The sequence below is a fragment of the Salmonella sp. SAL04202 genome (assembly GCF_046550775.1).
Classification (GTDB): Bacteria; Pseudomonadota; Gammaproteobacteria; order Enterobacterales; family Enterobacteriaceae; genus Salmonella; species Salmonella enterica.
In genome coordinates this window covers 179,288-199,117 of record NZ_JBGDXK010000004.1, presented here as the reverse complement: position 1 = coordinate 199,117, position 19,830 = coordinate 179,288, and the positions used below count along the sequence as shown (strand labels likewise).

The window sequence follows — 19,830 nt, the reverse complement described above, 5'->3', positions numbered from 1 at the left end:
CCGGATCAACATTGAGGAATCAAGCCACAGTGATAGAATACAAGGCTATTCATCTTTCCAGGATTTGCCGGTTGTCGGCATCTTTATAAACGTAAGGCCATTTCATGAAAATCAAAACTCGCTTCGCGCCTAGCCCGACAGGTTATCTGCACGTCGGTGGCGCGCGTACTGCTCTTTATTCCTGGCTTTTCGCACGTCACCACGGCGGTGAGTTCGTGCTGCGTATTGAAGACACCGATCTTGAGCGTTCCACGCCGGAAGCCATTGAAGCCATCATGGATGGTATGAACTGGCTGAACCTGGAATGGGACGAAGGCCCATATTTCCAGACCAAACGTTTTGAACGCTATAACGCGGTGATTGACGAGATGCTGGAGGCGGGAACAGCCTATAAATGCTACTGCTCTAAAGAGCGTCTGGAGCAACTGCGTGAAGAGCAGATGGCGAAAGGCGAGAAGCCGCGTTATGACGGGCGTTGCCGGCACAGTCACGAACATCATGACGACGATGAGCCATGCGTGGTGCGCTTTGCTAACCCGCAGGACGGTTCCGTTATTTTTGATGATCAGATCCGTGGCCCGATCGAATTCAGCAATCAGGAACTGGACGATCTGATCATTCGTCGTACCGACGGTTCGCCGACCTACAACTTCTGTGTGGTGGTTGACGACTGGGATATGGAAATTACCCATGTGATTCGTGGCGAAGACCATATCAACAATACTCCGCGCCAGATTAACATTTTGAAAGCGTTAAACGCGCCGGTGCCGATGTACGCGCATGTGTCGATGATTAACGGCGACGACGGTAAAAAGCTGTCTAAACGTCACGGTGCGGTGAGCGTGATGCAGTATCGCGATGACGGTTATCTGCCAGAAGCGTTGCTGAACTATCTGGTGCGTCTGGGCTGGTCCAGCGGCGATCAGGAGATCTTCACCCGTGAAGAGATGATCAAGCTGTTCTCCCTCGGTGCGGTGAGCAAGTCTGCGAGCGCGTTCAACACCGATAAACTGCTGTGGCTGAATCACCACTATATCAATACGCTGGCGCCGGAATATGTGGCGACGCATTTGCAGTGGCATATCGAGCAGGAAAATATCGACATCCGTAACGGCCCGCAGCTTGCTGAACTGGTGAAGTTGCTGGGCGAGCGCTGCAAAACTCTGAAAGAGATGGCGCAGAGCTGCCGCTACTTCTATGAAGACTTCAGCGAGTTTGACGCCGATGCGGCGAAAAAACACCTCCGCCCGGTGGCGCGTCAGCCGCTGGAAGTGGTGCGCGACAAGCTGTCGGCGATTACGGACTGGTCAGCAGAAAACGTCCACCACGCGATTCAGGCCACGGCGGATGAGCTGGAAGTGGGGATGGGTAAAGTAGGGATGCCGCTGCGTGTGGCTGTGACTGGTGCCGGGCAGTCGCCTGCGCTGGATGTCACCGTACATGCGATTGGTAAAACCCGCAGCATTGAGCGCATCAACAAAGCGCTGGGCTTTATCGCCGAGCGTGAAAGTCAGCAGTAACGCCAGCTGAAATAGAATAAACGGCAGGGCAGACGCCTGCCGTTTATTATTTGTTAGTCCGCCTCATTGATACCTAAACGCGTCAGAAATCCGCGAATACCTTCCCGCGATAAAAACAGCGCCAGTTTTTCCTGTTCCTGAGCAGACATATTTTCAACGGCATCAATAATTTGTCGATAAGCGTGACTGTGCGCCGCGTTCGCATATTCTGCGAAAGCCTCTTCCGCCTGATAAAACGCAGGCAGTTTGCGAAAAGCCGGAATATTGAGAATAAATTCCCGCACGCTGGCATCAATATGGATGAGTCTTGCGCGTCCGCCTTTGACGCCGGGAAATTTTTCGGTTTTCCAGTGTTGTTCTCTGATCCAGCGATTGACGGTTTGTCTGGCCACGCCGAGGCATTCAGCCAGCTCTTCAGTGGTCATTTTACTGCGTAATCTTTTCATATTATTTGCTATCGCGTATCCCTAAGCGTTGTAACAAACCGGTAATCCCTTCACGCACGAGGAGAGAGGTAAACTGTTTCTGCTCGGATGAGGTCATCTCTTTGGCAAGCGTCATGAGCAGCGCTTCAAGCGATGCGTTGCTGGCAGGCGTGAATGTGTCTGCGTGATGGTCAACTGAACGTTCAGCGCTGCGGATATATTCACGAACCTGTTCGTTTACATGAACCAGACGGGCTTTACCGCCCTGGACGCCAGGTTTGGGCGATGTTGCCCAGCCTTCTTTCCGTACCCATTTATTGATGGTTTGTCGGCTGTAACCGGTGAGATTAGCGAGTTCTTCTGGCGTCATCCGTTCCTTGAACATAACGATTCCCTGAATAGTCGTGGGGTTAATTAGTGGTTCATTTTATAGCACCATTTTAGTCGAAACCGTGACGTGTTTAACTACTGAATGCGAGTTGTGCCGCAATGTCCTTTATTTGAATGCTTTTTCAGCGATTGAATTCGGCAAGTTCATTTTGCCGTTGACACATGCCGAGGGAATTCATATGATGCCGCCCGTCAACTCGACAAGCTTTACGTAGTGGGGCTATAGCTCAGCTGGGAGAGCGCTTGCATGGCATGCAAGAGGTCAGCGGTTCGATCCCGCTTAGCTCCACCAAATTTACTCCCGATAAATTTGGCGTATACGTAAAAGCACTATGGGGCTATAGCTCAGCTGGGAGAGCGCTTGCATGGCATGCAAGAGGTCAGCGGTTCGATCCCGCTTAGCTCCACCAACATTCGAACCCTCGCTGAAAAGCGGGGGTTTTTGCTTTTTGTCACAAAATTTATGGCCTCTGATCTGCTCTTCAGGTGCGTTTGTTTGCCGCTGCTTTTGCGGTCAATATGAGCTTTTGTTAGATTGCTTCATAATGCGAATATACTTATTATTCATGCGCCTTATATAATGATGTGAGCATTAAAGCAATGCCGGATAAGTGTAACGTATTAAAAAATATAAAAATATTCTTACTGGCCTTCTGCCTGACCGTTCCGGCTATTCTGTTATCTCGTCTCATTTCTCCCCGCGCCACAATTGATTCCAGCTATATCTTTCTGGCCTGGCTACCGCTCTGCGTCATGTTTTCCGTGCTGTTTTTATTTGGCCGCCGTGGCGTCGCGCCGATGGTAGGCGGAATGATGTTGACTAATGAATGGAATTTTCATTTACCTCTGCCACAGGCGATGGTGCTGCTATTTTGCCAGACGTTTCCCGTGTTGCTGGTTTGCGCTATCGTACGCTGGCAGCTGGGCGCGCGCTGGCGCTACGGAATACCCAACCAAGGCATCTGGCTACGCGTTTTCTGGTTAGGGTTAATGACGCCGTTTGGTATAAAAATCAGTATGCATCTGGCGGGGCACTACCTGGCTTTCCCGGTGACCATCTCTACCTTCTTTGGCACCGGCACCGCTATTTTCTCGATTGTCGATTTATTGAGTCTGATTTCTGCCGCGCTTATTTTTACCCTCTTTTTCTATTATCCGCTGCGGATGATAGTCAGCCCGCACTATATGCGTATTTTCTGGCGGAGGGATGTCGCTCCTTATCTCGCCAAAGAAAAACGCCTGTTTACGCTTCTCTGGTTTGCCACTCTGGCGACGCTATTAGCGGTGCTGTGTACGCCTTTCGAGACAAAGTATATTGCTGGCTATCTGGTGCCAGTTCTGTTCATTGGATTTACCATCGGCGTGGGGAAAATCAGCTATCCGCTGTTGAATTTTAGTTGGGCTCTCACTGCGCTATTCCTGCTTAGCTATAACCGCAATTTTCTGCAGGGCGTGGGCTCAGAATATTCGCTAGCATTTATCCTTTCAGTTCTCATTTCTTTTAGTATTTGTTTGTTGTACATGGCGCGGATTAATCAGCGTAGCGAATGGTTGAATCGACAGTGGCACTCGCAGGCATTAACCGATCCGTTGACGCAACTGCCTAACCTGCGTGCGCTGGAGCAGTTTCTTTTACAGGATGCCGGGCAAAGCGTGTGTTATCTACGCATGGAAAACCTGGAATTTCTGAGCCGTCATTACGGTATGCAGATGCGCGTGCATTGCGAACGCGAGGTGTTTCGCGTGTTGCAGCCGCTGCTGCTGGAAAAGGAGAAAATTTTCCATCTGCCGGGCAGTGAATTATTGCTGGTATTGACGGGACCGGAGACGGAAGCCCGCCTGCAATATATGCTCAATGTGCTTAATAACCGCAAAATTTACTGGAACAATACCGGTCTGGACATGGAATACGGCGCATCGTGGGGAACATTCGATGGTCGCCAGGAAACCTTGCAACCGCTGTTGGGGCAATTAAGCTGGCTGGCGGAGCAATCCTGCTCGCATCGTCGGGTGCTTGCACTGACCCAGAGTATTGAAGCCGCTTCCGGGCAGACGACGGAACGGGTGCTGCGGTTGCAGAAAATCCGTCAGGCGCTGGAGCGCGGCGCGCTGGTTTTGTATGCGCAACCCATTCGCGACGCGCAGGGAAAAGGGTATGACGAGATTCTGACGCGGCTTCGGTGCGACGACGGTATCATGATGCCGAATCAGTTCATTCCGCTTATCGCCCAGTTTAACCTGAGCGTACGGTTTGATATGCAGGTGATGGAAGCGTTCCTGCAATGGCTGTCCGCGCATCCTTCAGCGGAGCAGGGGGCGCGTTTCTCGGTTAATTTGATGCCGTTGACGCTGCTGCAAAAAGAGACTGCGTCGCGCATTATGCAGCTTTTTAAACGCTATGGCGTCCCGCCTGCTTCGGTCATCATCGAAATTACTGAAGAACAGGCCTTCTCTCATTCCGAAATCAGTATGCACAATATCAACCAGTTGCGTAAGTTTGGCCTAAAAATCGCCATTGATGATTTCGGCACCGGCTATGCAAACTATGAACGGCTAAAACGCCTCAAGGCGGACATCATTAAAATCGACGGTTGTTTCGTAAAAGATATTCTGACGGACTCCCTGGATGCGATGATCGTGAAATCCATCACTGATTTAGCGAAAGCGAAATCGTTGAGCGTCGTGGCTGAGTTTGTTGAAACGCCTGCGCAGCGCGATCTGCTATTGCAGCTTGGCGTACACAGTTTGCAGGGATATCTGATTGGCCGCCCGCGCCCGTTAGGCAAATAAGCGGCATAAAAAAACCGGGGATAGCTCCCCGGTTTCTGCATTAAACCCAGACTTACAGTACCAGCGCCGCGATAGAGGCGGACAGTACGCTCACCAGCGTAGAACCGTAAACCAGTTTCAGACCAAAACGGGAAACCACGTTGCCTTGCTCTTCGTTCAGGCCTTTAATCGCGCCCGCAATAATACCGATGGAAGAGAAGTTCGCGAAGGACACCAGGAAGACGGAGATAATGCCTTCAGCGCGTGGAGAGAGGGTAGAGGCGATTTTCTGCAGATCCATCATCGCCACGAATTCGTTGGAAACCAGTTTGGTCGCCATGATACTTCCTACCTGCAGCGCTTCACTGGACGGTACGCCCATTACCCATGCGACCGGGTAGAAGATGTAACCCAGAATGCCCTGGAAGGAGATGCTGTAGCCGAACCAACCGGTAACCGTTGCGAACAGCGCGTTCAGCGCCGCGATCAGCGCGATGAAGCCGATCAGCATCGCCGCGACGATAATCGCCACTTTAAAACCTGCCAGAATGTACTCGCCCAGCATTTCGAAGAAACTTTGGCCTTCATGCAGGTTCGACATCTGAATATTTTCTTCGCTGGCATCAACGACATAGGGGTTGATCAGCGACAGAACGATAAAGGTGCTGAACATGTTCAGAACCAGCGCTGCGACCACATATTTAGGGTCCAGCATGGTCATATACGCGCCCACGATAGACATGGAAACGGTAGACATTGCGGTCGCCGCCATGGTGTACATGCGGTTACGGGACATTTTGCCGAGGATATCTTTATAAGCGATAAAGTTCTCAGACTGGCCGAGGATCAGCGAGCTGACGGCGTTAAAAGACTCCAGTTTGCCCATACCGTTTACTTTGGACAACAGAAAACCAATAGCGCGGATGACCACTGGCAGAACGCGGATATGCTGAAGAATACCGATCAACGCGGAAATAAAGACGATCGGGCACAATACTTTCAGGAAGAAGAACGCCAAACCTTGATCGTTCATACTGCCAAAGACGAAGTTTGTCCCTTCGTTGGCAAATCCGAGCAGTTTTTCAAACATCTCGGAGAAACCTTTTACGAAGCCAAGGCCAACATCCGAGTTCAGGAAGAACCAGGCCAGTAATACTTCGATAACAAGTAACTGAATGACGTAACGAATGCGAATTTTTTTACGGTCGCTGCTAACCAGCAGTGCGAGTACCGCAACAACGGCAAGCGCCAGGACAAAATGAAGGACGCGGTCCATATTTGCTCCAAATATGAGGCAGGTTTAATTTTCGTGCACATTCTATGCAACAGCCGTAAAGAAAACGAGATCCAACACACACTATAATAAGGACCTGTGACGAGATTCAAAATTAGTGATCTGTAATACACTTTTACTGTACTGAATATGAAAATGAAAAGTTATATCAGTGTGCTAATCTTGTAATGTTAAGCCAAACTGTTCTGATACAGGTCGTCATCGTATCGGTCTATCGTTTCACACTATCAAAGTAATCACCCGTACCCATTGAAATGCACTTGATAATCATTATCAATAAACATAGCATGAAACATAGCAAAGGCTATGTTTTTGAGGCAAAAGATGACTGACAATCGCGTAGAGAATAGCAGCGGACGGGCGGCGCGCAAGCTAAGGCTCGCATTAATGGGACCTGCGTTCATTGCCGCGATTGGTTATATCGATCCCGGTAACTTCGCGACCAATATTCAGGCCGGCGCCAGCTTTGGCTACCAGCTACTCTGGGTGGTGGTCTGGGCGAACCTGATGGCGATGCTGATTCAAATCCTCTCGGCAAAACTCGGAATCGCCACGGGCAAGAACCTGGCGGAGCAAATTCGCGACCATTATCCGCGCCCGGTAGTCTGGTTTTACTGGGTACAGGCGGAAATCATCGCGATGGCCACCGATTTAGCTGAATTTATCGGCGCAGCAATAGGTTTTAAGCTGATCCTGGGCGTCTCTTTATTACAGGGCGCGGTATTGACCGGTATCGCGACGTTTCTGATTTTAATGTTACAACGCCGCGGTCAAAAACCGCTTGAAAAAGTCATCGGCGGTTTACTGCTTTTTGTCGCCGCTGCTTACATTGTGGAGCTGTTTTTCTCTCAGCCTGATATGGCGCAGCTTGGCAAAGGAATGGTTATCCCGGCGCTACCGAACCCGGAAGCCGTATTCTTAGCCGCCGGCGTGCTTGGCGCGACGATTATGCCGCACGTGATTTATCTGCACTCGTCATTAACACAGCATCTGCACGGCGGAACGCGGCAACAACGGTACTCAGCAACGAAATGGGATGTCGCTATTGCTATGACGATTGCCGGTTTTGTCAATCTGGCAATGATGGCGACCGCCGCGGCGGCGTTTCATTTTAGCGGCCACACCGGCATCGCCGACCTCGATCAGGCATACCTGACGCTGGAACCGTTACTAAGCCATGCGGCGGCAACAGTGTTTGGTCTTAGTCTGGTTGCTGCAGGGCTTTCCTCCACCGTGGTAGGGACTCTGGCGGGGCAGGTGGTGATGCAAGGGTTTGTCCGTTTTCACATTCCGCTGTGGGTACGGCGCACCATTACCATGCTGCCCTCATTTATTGTGATTTTGATGGGGCTGGACCCTACCCGAATTCTGGTGATGAGCCAGGTGCTGCTGAGTTTTGGTATTGCGCTGGCGCTGGTGCCGCTCCTGATTTTCACCAGTAACGCTACGCTAATGGGCGAGCTGGTGAACACGCGGCGGGTAAAACAGATTGGCTGGATAATTGTCGTGCTGGTCGTCGCCCTGAATATCTGGTTACTGGTTGGAACGGTAATGGGATTGTCATAAAGACAGAAAGATAGCAGGCCCGATGCGTGGGCGTCATCGGGCTGTTATTCAGCAGGAGGCTTAGTGATGATGTTTGTGACCCCGGCCTCGCCCGCGATGATCGTCGCGATCGCGCCAGCCTTCCCGATAACCGCGTTCATACGCTTTACGCTTATCCCAGCCGCGATGATAGCCGTTGTCATGGCGCCACCAGCGATTTTTACGCCATTCATAATGGTTGTGCCAGTAATCACGGTCGCGCCAGCGACCACCGTCCCAGTAGTTACCGTAATCATCGCGATCGCCAATCTGTAATTTTATTGAGGGCAACAGGGTGATTTCGCCCGCATTCGCGGCAAGCGGTGTAAAAGCCAGCAAGGCTGCCGCCAGAATCAGTGACCTGAACATACTTTCTCTCCTTCACGATCGAGCCGTCGCCGGCCTGTTAATGCAATATTACAAAGCAGTAAAGATTTGTTTCATCGCCTTAACTCTTAAATCATGAAGGAGAGCATTTTTTGCTAAAACCGGCCCTCCAGAATAGCGTCAATTTCTGCACATTCCGCCGCCGAAAAACGGCGATTGGCCAGCATTCCTACGGCGTCTTCGATTTGCGACGGTTTGCTGGCGCCAATCAGTACCGAGGTAACGTTATCGTTACGCAGCACCCAGGCGAGCGCCATCTGAGACAATTTTTGGCCCCGTCGCGCAGCCAGTTCATTCAACCGGCGAACTTTTTCCAGTTTGTCGGCGGTAATCTGTTCTGGTTTAAGGAAACGGCTTCCGCTTGCCGCGCGGGAATCTTCCGGAATGCCATTCAGATAACGGTCAGTGAGCTGCCCGCCCGCCAGCGGCGAGAAGGCAATACTGCCGACGCCTTTTTCCTGCAATAGCGCCAGCAGCCCGTCCTCTACCCAACGCTCAAAAAGCGAATATTTAGGCTGATGAATCAGGCAAGGCGTGCCGAGATCCTCCAGAATATCGATAGCTTGTCTGGCCAGATCGGCAGGATAGTTAGAGATCCCTACGTACAACGCTTTGCCCTGGCGCACAAGGTGATCTAACGCTTTCATCGTCTCTTTAAGCGGCGTTTCGGGATCAGGACGATGGTGATAAAAGATATCGACATACTCCAGCCCCATACGTTTCAGGCTTTGATCGAGGCTGGCGATAAGGTATTTCCGTGAACCCCAGTCGCCATAAGGGCCATCCCACATGGTGTAGCCCGCTTTGGTGGAGATGACTAACTCATCGCGCCACGGTAAAAAATCTTCCTGCAGAATGCGGCCAAAATTGCATTCTGCGGAGCCCGGCGGCGGCCCATAATTATTGGCGAGATCAAAGTGGGTAATGCCCAGATCGAACGCGCGTTGCAGCAGCGCCCGGCTATTTTCTATCCGTGTCGCATCGCCGAAGTTGTGCCATAACCCCAGCGAAATGGCGGGAAGTTTGACGCCGCTGCGCCCGCAGCGACGATACTCCATTGTGTGATAACGATTCTCATCGGGCTGATAAATCATGACCTTTCCCCCTGTGGCGTGAATAAATAGTGTATACGGTTACACTTGCCAGGCGGTATCCGGCTTTTACTGTTTGCCGCTGTAAACATTGTTTTCCAGGCTTTCATCCCCGCCGTGCTGGACAGCCATCGGCATTCCTTAATACTCAACATAATGTCAACGTCAGAAGGAAAGCTGTCATGCAAAACCCCTATACCGTGGCCGACTATTTGCTGGACAGACTGGCAGGATGCGGCATTGGCCATCTTTTTGGCGTACCGGGCGATTATAACTTGCAGTTTCTTGACCATGTGATTGACCACCCGACCTTGCGTTGGGTGGGATGCGCCAATGAGCTGAACGCCGCTTATGCCGCGGACGGTTATGCGCGCATGTCGGGCGCTGGAGCGCTACTCACCACCTTTGGCGTGGGAGAACTTAGCGCTATTAACGGTATCGCGGGCAGTTACGCGGAATATGTCCCGGTCTTGCATATCGTCGGCGCGCCTTGTAGCGCTGCGCAGCAGCGTGGCGAATTGATGCACCATACCCTCGGCGACGGCGATTTTCGTCATTTTTATCGCATGAGTCAGGCGATATCCGCTGCCAGCGCAATATTGGATGAACAGAACGCCTGTTTCGAGATTGACCGCGTATTGGGTGAAATGTTTGCCGCACGCAGGCCAGGATACATCATGTTGCCCGCCGACGTGGCGAAAAAAACGGCCATCCCGCCTACGCAGGCGCTGACGTTGCCCGTGCATGAAGCGCAAAGCGGCGTGGAGACGGCTTTTCGTTACCACGCCCGTCAGTGCCTGATGAACAGTCGGCGCATTGCGCTCTTGGCCGACTTTCTTGCCGGGCGTTTTGGTTTACGACCACTGTTGCAGCGCTGGATGGCGGAAACGCCAATCGCTCATGCGACACTACTGATGGGGAAGGGGCTTTTTGATGAACAGCACCCGAACTTCGTTGGCACCTATAGCGCTGGCGCCAGCAGCAAAGAAGTGCGTCAGGCCATAGAGGACGCCGATAGGGTTATCTGCGTCGGCACCCGTTTTGTCGATACCCTTACGGCCGGATTCACCCAACAATTGCCGGCGGAACGCACGCTGGAGATTCAGCCTTACGCGTCGCGCATCGGCGAAACCTGGTTCAACCTCCCGATGGCGCAGGCGGTGTCTACGCTGCGCGAACTGTGCCTGGAATGCGCTTTTGCGCCGCCGCCGACGCGTTCCGCCGGACAGCCAGTGCGGATTGATAAGGGAGAACTGACCCAGGAAAGCTTCTGGCAAACCTTACAGCAGTATCTCAAACCCGGCGATGTTATCCTTGTCGACCAGGGGACTGCAGCTTTTGGCGCTGCCGCGCTGTCGCTTCCTGACGGCGCGGAAGTTGTGGTACAGCCGCTGTGGGGGTCTATCGGCTATTCCTTGCCCGCCGCGTTTGGCGCGCAAACCGCCTGTCCCGATCGGCGGGTGATTCTGATTATCGGCGATGGCGCGGCGCAGCTCACGATTCAGGAGATGGGCTCGATGTTACGCGACGGGCAGGCGCCGGTCATCCTGCTGCTCAACAATGACGGCTATACCGTAGAGCGCGCCATTCACGGCGCGGCCCAGCGGTATAACGACATCGCGAGCTGGAACTGGACGCAGATACCACCGGCGCTAAACGCGGCGCAACAGGCGGAGTGCTGGCGGGTGACGCAGGCTATCCAACTGGCAGAGATCCTCGAACGGCTGGCGCGCCCACAACGTCTGTCATTTATTGAAGTGATGTTGCCAAAAGCCGATCTGCCGGAATTACTGCGTACCGTGACCCGGGCGCTGGAAGCCCGCAACGGGGGATAATGGCCCCCGCTGCGCCGGATTAGGGTTCGTGACGGTTGGCGGCCAGCAACGGTTTTCCCGCCAGCAATAGCCAGGCGGGGAGCATCACAATGCAGAGCAGCGGCAGCAGATTGGTATCCGGTACGACGACTGCCGCCATAAACAGACTGAGCCAGCCGTCGCGCGTCACTACCAGCACTAAGCCAAGAATCGCGCAGGAGACGGTAATCGCCGCGGGTACGGCCTCAACATGGGCATGGAGCATGAGCCCCAGCGCCGCGCCGATAAACACAGCCGGAAAAATGCGCCCGCCGCGAAAGCCGCTCGCCGCCGCGATGACCAGCGCGGCGAGTTTGACGACGGCTAAGGTAAAATAATCTCCCGCGCCCAACGTCTGGCTAAACGCCATTTGTTGCATTTCGTCCAGGCCTTTAAACAGGGTAAGCGGCCCGCCAATGACGCCCAGAATACCCAGTATAAAACCGCCAATGCCGAGAATCAGGACTGGATTTTTTAGTCGGTGCAGCAACTCGTGCAGACGCGGAAGGCACCAGACGGCGACCATCCCGGCGGCAATAGCGATCGCCGCGACGATCGCTCCGCTGGCAATGTCCACCAGCCGCATCTGCGTGTAATGGGCGATGGGTAACGAAAAATGCGGATGAAAGAACAGGCTGGTGGTGAGTGACCCCGCCGCTGCCGCCATTAACGGCGCAAACAGGCGATCCCACATGGGAATATCGTTAGAGCCGCTAAGCGTTTGCGAAAAAATCAGCGCCGCAGCGACGGGCGTGCCGAACAGCGCGCCGATGGTGCCCGCTGAGGCCAGAATCGTCCAGTCTAACGCCGTAATACGTGGAAACAGGCGGGAGCCGAAAGCCGCCGCCAGCGCGATATTTATTGTCATTATCGGATGCTCTGGCCCCAAACTTACCCCACCAGCAAGGCCGATGATTAAGGCGAGAAGCAGCCCGGGCAGCGCAGATGGCGAGACCGGCATACTGATTAACGGTTCGATGGCCGGATCGGGGCCAGCGTGTCCGGGACTGTAACGGATAATCAAACCCACCACGATCCCGGTTAGCGTGAGCATACCCACTATCCAGAACGGCGAATCATAAGCGATGCCGATGCTGGCAGGCAGTCGTTGCCAAAGAAATTGCTGAAAAACCGACGCGACTTTCATCGAGGCGATTAAAACCAGGCTTGACGCTACGCCAATAATCAGTGCGGGGAGCGACAGCAGTAGCATCGTTCGGGCACGCGGGTGGAACATAATCTCTTCCTTACACGGGGTCGTATACCTATTTTGCACAGCCTGCCCGACGGCATTGCTGCAATTGGTGCTGAAACAAGAAAGTAATTCTGTGATGAAGATCTATATTTATAGGCAGTCAGCCTGATGGCCGTTGTTGTTATGCCCCCATGAATTTACAGTGTGACAAAGACTTATTTTGACTTTAGCGGAGCAGTAGAAGAATGACAAAGTATGCTTTAGTAGGAGATGTAGGCGGCACGAATGCGCGTCTTGCCCTGTGTGATATCGCCAGTGGAGAAATCTCGCAGGCCAAAACGTATTCCGGCCTGGATTATCCCAGTCTTGAGGCCGTGGTGCGCGTTTATCTCGATGAGCATAGCGTCAGCGTGGAAGATGGTTGTATCGCCATAGCCTGCCCGATTACCGGTGACTGGGTAGCGATGACTAACCATACCTGGGCTTTTTCTATTGCGGAAATGAAAAAAAATCTCGGCTTTAGCCATCTGGAAATCATCAACGATTTCACCGCCGTGTCGATGGCGATCCCGATGCTGAAAAAAGAGCATTTAATTCAGTTCGGCGGCGGCGAACCGGTAGACGGCAAACCTATTGCGGTGTATGGCGCGGGAACCGGCTTGGGCGTGGCGCATCTGGTGCATGTGGATAAGCGTTGGATTAGCCTTCCGGGCGAAGGCGGGCATGTCGATTTTGCGCCTAATAGCGAAGAAGAAGCTATGATTCTGGAAATATTGCGCGCCGAAATTGGCCACGTTTCCGCCGAGCGCGTGCTGTCTGGCCCGGGGCTGGTGAATCTTTACCGGGCGATTGTTAAGTCCGACAACCGTCTGCCGGAAAATCTGCGCCCGAAAGATATTACCGAACGCGCCCTGGCGGATAGCTGTATCGATTGTCGCCGCGCGTTGTCGCTCTTTTGCGTCATCATGGGGCGATTTGGCGGCGATCTGGCGTTAACCATGGGGACATTTGGCGGCGTTTATATCGCTGGCGGTATTGTCCCGCGCTTCCTGGAATTTTTTAAAGCGTCCGGCTTCCGTGGTGGCTTTGAAGATAAAGGCCGCTTTAAAGATTATGTACACGGTATTCCGGTCTATCTGATTGTCCATGATAATCCTGGCTTGTTAGGCTCCGGCGCGCATCTGCGCCAGACATTAGGTCATATTCTATAAGCCAGATGGTGGCATAAACGCCTTATCCGGCCTACAAAAGTGTGTCATCTGTAGGCCTGATGAGCGCAGCGTCATCAGGCAATTAAACATTCTCTTGTCAGTCTCAAACCGCGTGCCTCACGCGGTTTTTTTCATTGCCTTTCCTGTGCATGAATGCTTCAACTGTCTGAATTATTTCACTTTACTCTTGCTGAGCGAAAGGTCAAACACCAGCGCGTTGAGTCATCATGTCATGGCGGTTAGTCAGGCGAAAACAGGGATTTATTTTACTATACGTATCCGGTTCGCTGCCTTATTTACGCTTTCATCGCGGCAGCTTGCCGGAAAGGATCCTCATTTTCGGGGAAATGTCCCTGAAAAACACCGCAATATGACATGATTGAATACCATTATTTTTAGTAATGGCTTTAATTAAAGAGGAAAAACCACAAAATCAAAAGGGGATTATTTGAGATAAGGTTTATTGACAGGAAACTATCGTCGGCTTTACCACGTTAGGTAAATTTAAAGATATCAATTTGTTAATAATATGATTTGTATGATGCTATAACTGACACGCTTAAAAAGTAAATTTTTACGGTTGTTCCTCTTTTTCGTCGCTAAAAAATATTTTCATTAGCCTCTCGACAGGAAGAAAATTTTCAGGCTATTTTCTAAAGGAGCCACCATCGTGGCAGCGTCGCTCGGACGGTCCGGGCGCTAACGTTAATCTGAGGATATTATGGCTGACTTCCGCCCTGAACGTCGCTTTACGCGTATCGATCGCCTTCCGCCCTATGTTTTTAACATCACCGCTGAACTCAAAATGGCTGCGCGTCGGCGCGGCGAAGATATTATTGATTTCAGTATGGGTAATCCTGATGGCGCAACCCCTCCCCACATTGTCGAAAAACTTTGCACCGTCGCGCAGCGTCCGGATACGCACGGTTATTCCACGTCCCGCGGCATACCGCGTTTACGCCGCGCGATTTCTCACTGGTATCAGGAACGTTATGATGTCGATATCGATCCGGAAACCGAAGCGATTGTGACCATCGGTTCCAAAGAGGGACTGGCGCATTTAATGCTGGCGACGCTGGATCATGGTGATACGGTACTGGTGCCGAACCCCAGTTACCCGATTCATATCTATGGCGCCGTTATCGCCGGGGCGCAGGTGCGTTCGGTTCCATTGGTAGAGGGGGTGGATTTCTTCAACGAGCTGGAGCGCGCTATTCGCGAAAGTTATCCGAAACCGAAAATGATGATTTTGGGTTTTCCATCTAACCCTACGGCCCAGTGCGTCGAACTGGAATTTTTTGAAAAAGTGGTCGCTCTGGCTAAACGTTATGATGTGCTGGTGGTGCACGATCTGGCGTATGCCGATATCGTGTACGACGGCTGGAAAGCGCCATCCATTATGCAGGTGCCCGGCGCGCGCGACGTGGCGGTCGAATTTTTCACGCTGTCGAAAAGCTATAATATGGCGGGCTGGCGTATTGGGTTTATGGTGGGCAATAAAACCCTGGTCAGCGCGCTGGCGCGCATTAAAAGTTATCACGATTATGGCACCTTTACCCCGCTTCAGGTGGCGGCTATCGCCGCTCTGGAAGGCGATCAGCAGTGCGTGCGCGATATCGCCGAGCAGTATAAACGTCGTCGCGATGTGCTGGTGAAGGGGCTGCATGAGGCGGGCTGGATGGTTGAAATGCCGAAAGCCTCAATGTACGTCTGGGCGAAAATCCCGGAGCAATATGCGGCGATGGGATCGCTTGAGTTTGCCAAGAAGCTGCTGAATGAGGCGAAGGTTTGTGTTTCTCCAGGGATAGGCTTTGGTGATTATGGCGACACCCATGTACGCTTTGCATTAATAGAGAATCGCGACCGCATTCGCCAGGCCGTCAGAGGGATTAAAGCGATGTTCCGCGCCGATGGCGTGCTGCCGTCACATCCAAAACCCGTTGAGGCGAGCACGGAGTAGAAAAGCAAACAGGAGCCCCATGGCTCCTGTTTTTCTTTGCATTGTACTTTTAAATCATCAGGGCGAAAGTACCGGCCCAAACGATGACCATAAATGAAATGCCCATAAAGAAATATTTCACGTTTCATCTCTCCGCGTACCTGTCGTACGCCTAAATGAACTTACACTTACCTGATTATAGAGAGTTGATGCCGGACAATACGAAATTGAGAATTATTCGTGTTTCGACCGCCTGCATCACCTCAGAATTCTGCGCGTCATCGCTCCAGACGGCGCTAATGTACGCCTAAAAATGAGGTGAAACAAGAGGCATTTTCTTATTTACTTTTAGTAACTTACAAGTGTCGGGAATCGGCGACAGTTTAATTTCTGACAGTGATGAATCGCTATTGAGCGACGCCGCCGACACAGTAAAAAATCGCCTGTAAACAGGGGACTTATCGCTAAAAGCAGGAATGAGTAATTTACGATATGAATATTATGGCAATGCGAAATGCCAAAATAAAAGGCCTTGCGGCCTTTTTCAGATGTAGAGTGACGCTTCCCCCAACGGGCGAGTCTTGAAACGGCGATGGATCCAGAGATATTGCTCCGGGGCGCGCATGATCTCTTTCTCAATAATTTTATTCATATAGGCAGCGGCTTGATTTTCATCTGCCGGGTAACCTTCCATTTCAGGGGTAATATACAGACGATAACCCGAGTTATCGGATTTCCTGACCATTGTAACGGTCAACATGGCGGCGCCAGACAGCCTGGACAGTACATAGGTGCCGTTGGTGGTGGCGACGTTTTCAACCGCGAAAAATGGCGCAAAGGAGCTGCCTTTAGGGCCGTAGTCCTGGTCGGGAGCAAACCAAACAGCTTCCCCTTTTTTTAGCGCGCCCACAATGCCGCGCAGATTGTTTCTGCCGATCATCGCTTTATTTGAGCGCATACGACCGCGCGTCTGCACCCACTCCATGAGCGGATTGTTATGCGGACGATAGGTCGCCATCATTGGCTGGCAGAGACCCATTACCCGGCCTCCCAATTCCAGCGACATAAAATGCACGCCAACGACCATTACGCCGCGATTTTGCGCCTGCGCACGGGTAAGGTTGTCCAGCCCGTCCACATCAAACCATTTGCGAACCCGGCTATCAGGCCAGAACCAGGCCATGCCCGTTTCAAGCAGCGCCATGCCAAGAGAGTGGAAATTCTCGGCGATCAGTTTTTCCCTTTCTTCCCGGGAGAGGGTCGGAAAACAGAGTTCAATATTTTTCTGGGCGATCGACTCACGTCGCTTCAGGAAGGGGCGCGCCAGCTTACCGGTGCGGGTGCCCAGAAAACGCAAAACCGGGTAGGGAAGCTGCACCAGTAACCAGAGGACGCCAACGCCAAACCACGTCAGCCAGTAGCGCGGGTGCAAAAACGCGCGTGAAAATTTGCTTTGAGGAAACATAAAATACCTTCTGTAGATACGAAAATAATGTATCGCAGAAGAGTCATTATCCGCAGCGGTACACTCTGAAATACGCATCATCCTTCAAGTTGCGTTCGCTTATCCGAAGCACTTACTTGAGTAAGCTCATCAGGGTAACTTGAATGATTTACGTATAGTTAGGCCATCATGTACGACAATGGTTCCCGTAAGGAGTGTAAAACTAAGTCAGTACTAAACCACGAGGGCATGAACGCCAGGCAGGCTAATGTACCACCAGTTATTTACTCGCGCCCAGAAATTCTTTATCAAGAAGCGTAAATATTTCTCTCGTAGCAAAAATAAGCTAATCATTATTTTTAATGCATTGTTTTTACAGTGATAATTTTATTTCAGACGAAGGTCATTGAAAAATGATTAAAAAAATAAAATGTGAGATAAATGTTATGGAAATGACGGGCTGATAAGGTTTATCTTAAAGGAGAAGTGAGAGGGACCGTAAGGCTATATGGAAGCCTTGCCATAGACAGGAGGTATTATAAATGATCTATTTATGGACATTTCTTGCAATAAGTATACTTGCCGTGAGTGGCTATATCGGTCAGGTGATGGGGGCTTTTTCTGCGGTTTCTTCTTTTACGGGAATGGTTATCCTTGCCGCGCTGATTTATTTACTCAATGTATGGTTGCAGGATGGCGATGACATCGTTAGCGGATTATTGCTTTTTCTCGCACCGGCATGTGGGTTAATTATTCGCTTTATGGTGGGATACGGTAAGCGTTAGTCAGTACATACCCTTCATACTTCAAGTTGCTGATGTGTTGGCTACGGATTACTCGGCCCATCGATGGGCCTCGCCCTGACGGGACGTCGCTCACCCCAGCCACATCGTTATCTATGCTCCTGGGGACTCACTCCCTTGCCGCCTTTAAGCAACTCGAATTATTTTGGGTATACACGATGTCAGCGAATAGATAGCGCCGACAATGTCGGCGCTTCTGTTCCCCGGGAAGGCTAATCGTTTATTGCGCGTCCGCAAGCTGCAGTGAGTCCTGATTATGTAACGCATTCTGGCGCTGGCGTTCCAGTTCCAGCGCGCCGCGATGGGAGAGGTAACAGAATAGAATGCAGCACACGATGCCGCCCATCAGAAGATAAAATCCGCCGTACCAGCCAAGTTTATCCACCATGACACCAAACAGGCTGGTGCCCAACGAGGCGCCGAAAATATAGCTCATGAACCCACGTAAACCGACGGCGGAACCTACGGCAAAGCTGGGGACTATCTCCATTGTCTGTACGGACGCGAGGAATTGCGGGACGTAAATCAGACAACCTACAATGGCGGCGAAAATCGTTACCATTAGCAAAGATTCACTTTTCCAGTATCCGATCAGACAGACAAAAATCAGCGCCATGCAAATCATGGCTAACGGCATTCTGCGGCCCTTAAACAGTTTATCTGACAGCCAGCCTGCCAGTAGCGTAGAGGGAATCGCCGCCCACTCGAAAAAGAGAAACGCGACGCTCATCTGTTCTTTTGAAAAGTGTTTTACTGTCAACAGATAGATAGGTAACCAGCTAATCATGCCAAACCGCACCATATAGACGAAGACATCTACCAGCGAAATATACCAGGCATTTTTATTGCGCAGCACATAAGTACAGAAGATTTGCCATGCGCTCATATTTTCCGGCGCTTTTGCCGTATTCTTCGTTTTCAGTACGACTTTTTCTTCCGGCATCATCTGTTCCAGGGAGGGAAGACCTTCTTCGCGCGGCGAACCTTTTCCCAAGACCAGAACAATTAAGGCAAAAATGACGGCGACGCAGGCCGGAACGATATAACTGGCGCTTTGCCAGTGTTCGCTGCCCAATATCGCAAAAGCCGCACCGACGATAGGCGCGACGATCCCGCCGCCAACGTTATGCGAGATATTCCAGAAGGCGCCTACGCGTCCGCGTTCCCGGCGAGGGAACCAGTTTGCAATGGTAATAAACGAGGGGCCGACGCCCATGCCCTGAAAAAGGCCATTGAAGACCACCAGAGCGGCAAATATCCAGAATGCGCTACTGAATCCCAGCCCAACGTTAACAATCGCGCAGAGTACCAGACCGCACGCCATGAAGACTTTTGGGCTGGCTTTATCCGCCAGACTGCTCATTACGCCTTTACTGATTCCGTAAGCAATAAGCATACAGCTACTCAGCAGGCCGATTTGCGTAGCGCTGAGATCCAATTGCTCTTTTAAATAAGGCGTCGATAATGTGAAGTTGTTTCTGACTATATAGTAAGCGAGATATCCCAGAAATACGCTTAACAATGCCTGTATACGATATCGACCATACGTAGCCTGGACTTTTTCCGGTGGGACTTTATGCGCCGATTGCCCTGTTTTTAATATTGTTAACATGGAGTCACCTGTATTTTATAGTGAGATGAACATCAGGAGGTTTTGTCGGTAGAGTGAAAGGAGTGACAATAAAATTCAAGTCGAAGAAATGTGTCAAAATTGACTCAATTGGGTGAATTTAAAAGGTTATTTTTGACCCATCCTGAAGGGTGTGGTGAAACTTTAATTATTGGCATGGCCGTTTTATCGTTAGCATGTGCGGATATTAACAAATTTGCTGCCAGTGATCTGATACGCTTTATTGATGTTTTCGGGCGACGGACCCGTTATTATTCAAATAACGTTGTTCTGGATGTCAACAGAAATAAAAGGG

Annotated in this window: 16 protein-coding genes and 2 tRNA genes; 9 read left to right on the top strand and 9 right to left on the bottom strand. The window is 51.4% G+C overall.

Going from position 1 to position 19,830, the window contains the following annotated elements:
- The first annotated feature begins 104 nt into the window (after positions 1-104).
- On the top strand, positions 105-1,520 hold the full coding sequence (gene gltX, locus ACLJQJ_RS17170; protein ID WP_063808703.1) for a glutamate--tRNA ligase: 1,416 nt from the start codon (positions 105-107) through the stop codon (positions 1,518-1,520).
- A gap of 53 nt (positions 1,521-1,573) precedes the next feature.
- Here the strand turns inward: gltX and ACLJQJ_RS17165 are convergent, their stop codons facing one another.
- Together ACLJQJ_RS17165 and ACLJQJ_RS17160 are read right to left on the bottom strand one after the other, a co-directional pair.
- Positions 1,574-1,966 (bottom strand): MerR family transcriptional regulator, encoded by a 393-nt coding sequence (locus ACLJQJ_RS17165; protein WP_000826514.1) that lies wholly within the window; start codon positions 1,964-1,966, stop codon positions 1,574-1,576.
- Between the two features lies 1 nt (position 1,967).
- Positions 1,968-2,330 carry a MerR family transcriptional regulator gene (locus ACLJQJ_RS17160; RefSeq protein WP_000472034.1) on the bottom strand — a complete coding sequence of 121 codons (363 nt, stop codon included), beginning with the start codon at positions 2,328-2,330 and terminating at the stop codon, positions 1,968-1,970.
- A 221-nt stretch (positions 2,331-2,551) separates the two neighbouring features.
- Between ACLJQJ_RS17160 and ACLJQJ_RS17155 the strand changes: the two genes are divergently transcribed.
- From ACLJQJ_RS17155 to ACLJQJ_RS17145, 3 genes are all read left to right on the top strand, one after another.
- A tRNA-Ala gene (locus tag ACLJQJ_RS17155) sits at positions 2,552-2,627 on the top strand.
- A 42-nt stretch (positions 2,628-2,669) separates the two neighbouring features.
- Positions 2,670-2,745, top strand: a tRNA-Ala gene (locus ACLJQJ_RS17150).
- Between the two features lie 190 nt (positions 2,746-2,935).
- Positions 2,936-5,125, top strand: a complete 2,190-nt coding sequence (locus ACLJQJ_RS17145) for a sensor domain-containing phosphodiesterase (RefSeq protein WP_063808704.1) — start codon at positions 2,936-2,938, stop codon at positions 5,123-5,125.
- Between the two features lie 52 nt (positions 5,126-5,177).
- Here ACLJQJ_RS17145 and nupC read toward each other — a convergent pair whose 3' ends face one another.
- A complete protein-coding gene (nupC, locus tag ACLJQJ_RS17140) occupies positions 5,178-6,380 on the bottom strand; it encodes a nucleoside permease NupC (protein WP_000376347.1) in 1,203 nt (400 codons plus the stop codon).
- Positions 6,381-6,722: 342 nt separating this feature from the next.
- Here nupC and ACLJQJ_RS17135 point away from each other — a divergent pair, with 342 nt between their 5' ends.
- Positions 6,723-7,964, top strand: coding sequence for an Nramp family divalent metal transporter (locus ACLJQJ_RS17135; RefSeq protein ID WP_000131734.1), 1,242 nt, complete (start codon positions 6,723-6,725; stop codon positions 7,962-7,964).
- 60 nt (positions 7,965-8,024) lie between these two features.
- Here the strand turns inward: ACLJQJ_RS17135 and ypeC are convergent, their stop codons facing one another.
- Together ypeC and mgrA are read right to left on the bottom strand one after the other, a co-directional pair.
- On the bottom strand, positions 8,025-8,351 hold the full coding sequence (gene ypeC, locus ACLJQJ_RS17130) for a DUF2502 domain-containing protein YpeC (RefSeq protein WP_000490091.1): 327 nt from the start codon (positions 8,349-8,351) through the stop codon (positions 8,025-8,027).
- Positions 8,352-8,464: 113 nt separating this feature from the next.
- The gene (gene mgrA / locus ACLJQJ_RS17125) at positions 8,465-9,463 is read right to left on the bottom strand and encodes an L-glyceraldehyde 3-phosphate reductase (protein WP_020899059.1); all 999 of its coding nucleotides are present in this window, start codon (positions 9,461-9,463) and stop codon (positions 8,465-8,467) included.
- A 179-nt stretch (positions 9,464-9,642) separates the two neighbouring features.
- Here mgrA and ACLJQJ_RS17120 point away from each other — a divergent pair, with 179 nt between their 5' ends.
- Complete coding sequence (locus ACLJQJ_RS17120) at positions 9,643-11,295, top strand: alpha-keto acid decarboxylase family protein (protein ID WP_063808705.1); 1,653 nt, start codon at positions 9,643-9,645, stop codon at positions 11,293-11,295.
- 19 nt (positions 11,296-11,314) lie between these two features.
- Here the strand turns inward: ACLJQJ_RS17120 and ACLJQJ_RS17115 are convergent, their stop codons facing one another.
- Entirely contained in the window at positions 11,315-12,550 is a 1,236-nt protein-coding gene (locus tag ACLJQJ_RS17115) for an ion channel protein (RefSeq protein WP_000468932.1), read from the bottom strand.
- Positions 12,551-12,753: 203 nt separating this feature from the next.
- On the opposite strand from ACLJQJ_RS17115, the gene glk reads away from it, so the two are divergent.
- Positions 12,754-13,719 (top strand): glucokinase, encoded by a 966-nt coding sequence (glk, locus tag ACLJQJ_RS17110; RefSeq protein ID WP_000170380.1) that lies wholly within the window; start codon positions 12,754-12,756, stop codon positions 13,717-13,719.
- A gap of 721 nt (positions 13,720-14,440) precedes the next feature.
- Positions 14,441-15,679: an alanine transaminase gene (gene alaC, locus ACLJQJ_RS17105; RefSeq protein ID WP_000763118.1), complete on the top strand. Its 1,239-nt coding sequence runs from the start codon at positions 14,441-14,443 to the stop codon at positions 15,677-15,679.
- A gap of 49 nt (positions 15,680-15,728) precedes the next feature.
- On the opposite strand, the gene ypdK is transcribed toward alaC, so the two are convergent.
- Both ypdK and lpxP read right to left on the bottom strand, forming a co-directional pair.
- Complete coding sequence (gene ypdK, locus ACLJQJ_RS17100; RefSeq protein WP_010723117.1) at positions 15,729-15,800, bottom strand: membrane protein YpdK; 72 nt, start codon at positions 15,798-15,800, stop codon at positions 15,729-15,731.
- A gap of 402 nt (positions 15,801-16,202) precedes the next feature.
- Entirely contained in the window at positions 16,203-17,123 is a 921-nt protein-coding gene (lpxP, locus tag ACLJQJ_RS17095; RefSeq protein ID WP_000484431.1) for a kdo(2)-lipid IV(A) palmitoleoyltransferase, read from the bottom strand.
- A 521-nt stretch (positions 17,124-17,644) separates the two neighbouring features.
- Here lpxP and ACLJQJ_RS17090 point away from each other — a divergent pair.
- Positions 17,645-17,887 carry a YfdY family protein gene (locus tag ACLJQJ_RS17090; protein WP_000639889.1) on the top strand — a complete coding sequence of 81 codons (243 nt, stop codon included), beginning with the start codon at positions 17,645-17,647 and terminating at the stop codon, positions 17,885-17,887.
- A gap of 238 nt (positions 17,888-18,125) precedes the next feature.
- On the opposite strand, the gene pgtP is transcribed toward ACLJQJ_RS17090, so the two are convergent.
- Positions 18,126-19,517 carry a phosphoglycerate transporter PgtP gene (gene pgtP, locus ACLJQJ_RS17085; protein ID WP_000955747.1) on the bottom strand — a complete coding sequence of 464 codons (1,392 nt, stop codon included), beginning with the start codon at positions 19,515-19,517 and terminating at the stop codon, positions 18,126-18,128.
- Positions 19,518-19,830: the final 313 nt, after the last annotated feature.

What these genes read in the sequence shown, in the direction of transcription:
- gltX (WP_063808703.1), top strand. Translation starts at nt 105, where the DNA reads ATGAAAATCAAAACTCGCTTCGCGCCTAGCCCGACAGGTTATCTGCAC.
- ACLJQJ_RS17165 (WP_000826514.1), bottom strand. Translation starts at nt 1,966, where the DNA reads ATGAAAAGATTACGCAGTAAAATGACCACTGAAGAGCTGGCTGAATGC.
- ACLJQJ_RS17160 (WP_000472034.1), bottom strand. Translation starts at nt 2,330, where the DNA reads ATGTTCAAGGAACGGATGACGCCAGAAGAACTCGCTAATCTCACCGGT.
- ACLJQJ_RS17145 (WP_063808704.1), top strand. Translation starts at nt 2,936, where the DNA reads ATGCCGGATAAGTGTAACGTATTAAAAAATATAAAAATATTCTTACTG.
- nupC (WP_000376347.1), bottom strand. Translation starts at nt 6,380, where the DNA reads ATGGACCGCGTCCTTCATTTTGTCCTGGCGCTTGCCGTTGTTGCGGTA.
- ACLJQJ_RS17135 (WP_000131734.1), top strand. Translation starts at nt 6,723, where the DNA reads ATGACTGACAATCGCGTAGAGAATAGCAGCGGACGGGCGGCGCGCAAG.
- ypeC (WP_000490091.1), bottom strand. Translation starts at nt 8,351, where the DNA reads ATGTTCAGGTCACTGATTCTGGCGGCAGCCTTGCTGGCTTTTACACCG.
- mgrA (WP_020899059.1), bottom strand. Translation starts at nt 9,463, where the DNA reads ATGATTTATCAGCCCGATGAGAATCGTTATCACACAATGGAGTATCGT.
- ACLJQJ_RS17120 (WP_063808705.1), top strand. Translation starts at nt 9,643, where the DNA reads ATGCAAAACCCCTATACCGTGGCCGACTATTTGCTGGACAGACTGGCA.
- ACLJQJ_RS17115 (WP_000468932.1), bottom strand. Translation starts at nt 12,550, where the DNA reads ATGTTCCACCCGCGTGCCCGAACGATGCTACTGCTGTCGCTCCCCGCA.
- glk (WP_000170380.1), top strand. Translation starts at nt 12,754, where the DNA reads ATGACAAAGTATGCTTTAGTAGGAGATGTAGGCGGCACGAATGCGCGT.
- alaC (WP_000763118.1), top strand. Translation starts at nt 14,441, where the DNA reads ATGGCTGACTTCCGCCCTGAACGTCGCTTTACGCGTATCGATCGCCTT.
- lpxP (WP_000484431.1), bottom strand. Translation starts at nt 17,123, where the DNA reads ATGTTTCCTCAAAGCAAATTTTCACGCGCGTTTTTGCACCCGCGCTAC.
- ACLJQJ_RS17090 (WP_000639889.1), top strand. Translation starts at nt 17,645, where the DNA reads ATGATCTATTTATGGACATTTCTTGCAATAAGTATACTTGCCGTGAGT.
- pgtP (WP_000955747.1), bottom strand. Translation starts at nt 19,517, where the DNA reads ATGTTAACAATATTAAAAACAGGGCAATCGGCGCATAAAGTCCCACCG.